Below are 2,430 nucleotides of genomic sequence, written 5' to 3' on the forward strand. Positions count from 1 at the left end.
GTAAGCGGTCAATAAACCCCGCCCTTGTGCTGTTTGAGGGATGTGTACCGTGCGCGGTTCACGGTGCGCCGAGGGCGATGTTCCAAGGCAGAAGGGCTTCATAGTCATCGACGGTCTGGGCCAATGGAAGCTTCTTGAACAGCGCGGCGAGGTAACGGTAGGGCTCAATGTTGTTGGCCTTGGCCGTCTCGATGAGCGAGTACAGATTGGCGCTGGCATTGGCGCCCCCCACCGTGTCGGCGAACAACCAGGAGCGCCGCCCCACCACGAAGGGCCGGATGGCGTTCTCCACCGGGTTGGAATCGAGTGGCCAGGCGCCGTTGTCCAGGAACCGAATGAGCTTGGGCCACTGCCCGTGCAAGTAGTGCAGTGCCTCGCCCAGCAGACTTGAGGGAGTCACGCAGTGCAAGTTCGCGAGAAGCAAGCGTTCGATCTCTCGCACGACAGGGGCGCTGTAGCGCGAGCGCAGGCGTAACCGACGTGCAGGCTTCCAATCCCGGGCCAGTGACTCCGCCCGGTATAGCTTGCCGATGAGTTGCACGAAACGGGTGGCAACCTGATCGGGCGAACGCGCCGCCTTCGGTATGGCCTCCTCTGCCTTGATGAAAGGTCGACGTGCGTGCACCCAACACCCCAGATGCGTCAATCCATGGTCTGCGGCGATGCCGTCATAGACTTGGTAACCATCGCTCACGAGCGTGGTTCCAGGCCGGATACCCACATACAGCTTCTTGGCATGCACCTCACCTCGGCCTGGGGCATAGGCGAACAGCCGCACCGGTGGCCCGGTGCCGGGGCCATTCATCTGCGCCCACATGTAGCTTTTGGTCTGCGCCTTGCGACCGGGCTCCTTGAGCACCTGGACCGTGGTCTCGTCGCCATAGATCAGGTCCGAGTCGAGCAGGTGGTCGCGCAGCAGATTGATCACGGGTTGCACGGCCTGGCCGATGCGCACAACGCCGGCGGCCAGGGTGTTGCTCGCGATATCGCCGCCAAAGCGGCGCAGCAACGCGGCCGTGCGGTACAGCGGCATGCCGAACTGGTACTTGCCGGTGATGACCCAGGCCTGCGCGGCTTCAGTGAGTAGCCCGCGCGGGATGACGCGCGCCGGCGTCGGTGCGACCTTCAAACTCTGATCGCAGCAAGGACAGGCGTACTTGATACGGTGGTGCTGCAGAACGCGCACCTGTTCGGGGATGACGTCGAGTTGCTCACTGACCTCCGCGCCAATCTCCACCAGCGTGTGCCCATCATGGGCGCACACGCGCTCGGCCTCGGGCAACTCGTGACGCACGACCTCACGTGGCAGTGCGGGGTCCAGCGGCTTGCGCCCACGCTTCTTGCGCTGGTGGCCTGCCACCGGTGTCGATGCCTCTTCATCGGTCTGTGCCGGCAGCGTCTGCACGGTGGGCGCGAGTGCCTCGGCCTCGTTGAGAAACAAGTCCTTCTGGTCGGTGCTGCGCGCCTCACTCTTGGCGGCGAACAGTTGGCGTTGAAACGCTTTGAGCCGCTCCAGCGCCAAATCCCGCTCGGTGGTGGCCACCCGCAGCGCGCCGGCAAGCGCATCACGTTCGGCGATGAGGGCGCTCAGTTCTTCAGCGGTGATGGAGACAAGCGATGACACGCCAACTTGGATCTGCATGCCCCATCATCGTTCCTTCACCATTGGGTCAAGCCACGCTGGTGTAGCGCAGATGGGGGTGGCGTTGCACCACCTCGATGTCGATGCCCTCCAGCAGCCAGTGCAACTGCTCGATGGTCAGCGTGGGCACGGCCTGTGCCGATGGCCAGATGAACCGGTCCTTCTCCAGCCGCTTGAGCAACAGCCAAAAGCCGTTGCGCTCCCACCCCAGAATCTTGATACGGTCGCGCCGACGGTTGCTGAACACATACACGCACGAGGCAAACGGATTCAGACCGAGCGCCTGCTCCACCAACACAGCCAGGCCATTGATGTTGAGCCGAAAGTCCACCGGTTCGCGGTGCAGGTAGACCTTCAGGCCTTCGTCAAAGCGGAACACCGCAAGCTCCCCAAGACTCGAATCACTTCGCCAACGTTGCTCAGGTCCAGACCACGCATGTCGATCACCACGCCATTGGGCAAACGTGCCTGCATGTCCATCACAGGCGCAGGCATCGATACCGGTGGCAATGCAACTGGCACAAACGCCGCCGCCGTTGGGGCCACGTTGGCCACCGAATGCCGCGCACGGGCATCGCGTTCATGTTCACGAAGCCAACGGCTGACCTGGTTGGCATTCACGCCGCACTCCCGCGCAAGGCGAGAAACTGATGCTCCTGGCTGTCGACACAAGGCCACCAGCTCAGCCTTCGCCCCTTCGTCGTACACGCTGCGCCCGTCGCTCTTGCGTCCCACCACCAGTCGGCGCCTGAGCTCACTCAATTCGTCTGTCATCTACGTTCCCACGT

3 protein-coding genes are annotated in these 2,430 nt (G+C 63.1%); all 3 read right to left on the reverse strand.

What is annotated here, in order from left to right; translation table 11 throughout:
• Window positions 1–58: 58 nt before the first annotated feature.
• From tnpC to tnpA, 3 genes are read right to left on the reverse strand one after another with little or no spacing between them, the layout of a single operon-like run.
• Window positions 59–1,642: an IS66 family transposase gene (tnpC, locus tag AAHB17_RS24380; RefSeq protein ID WP_342133652.1), complete on the reverse strand. Its 1,584-nt coding sequence runs from the start codon at window positions 1,640–1,642 to the stop codon at window positions 59–61.
• A gap of 28 nt (window positions 1,643–1,670) precedes the next feature.
• Window positions 1,671–2,021: an IS66 family insertion sequence element accessory protein TnpB gene (gene tnpB, locus AAHB17_RS24385; RefSeq protein ID WP_342133653.1), complete on the reverse strand. Its 351-nt coding sequence runs from the start codon at window positions 2,019–2,021 to the stop codon at window positions 1,671–1,673.
• Window positions 1,997–2,416, reverse strand: a complete 420-nt coding sequence (gene tnpA / locus AAHB17_RS24390; RefSeq protein ID WP_342133654.1) for an IS66-like element accessory protein TnpA — start codon at window positions 2,414–2,416, stop codon at window positions 1,997–1,999. Before tnpA ends, tnpB begins: the two co-directional genes overlap by 25 nt.
• Between the last annotated feature and the right edge of the window lie 14 nt (window positions 2,417–2,430).

It is taken from the genome of Hydrogenophaga sp. OTU3427 (assembly GCF_038440225.1).
In the GTDB taxonomy this organism is placed as follows: domain Bacteria; phylum Pseudomonadota; class Gammaproteobacteria; order Burkholderiales; family Burkholderiaceae_C; genus Hydrogenophaga.

Coding starts and splice junctions, on each gene's coding strand:
- tnpA (WP_342133654.1), bottom strand. CDS start 2,416: ATGACAGACGAATTGAGTGAGCTCAGGCGCCGACTGGTGGTGGGACGC.
- tnpC (WP_342133652.1), bottom strand. CDS start 1,642: ATGCAGATCCAAGTTGGCGTGTCATCGCTTGTCTCCATCACCGCTGAA.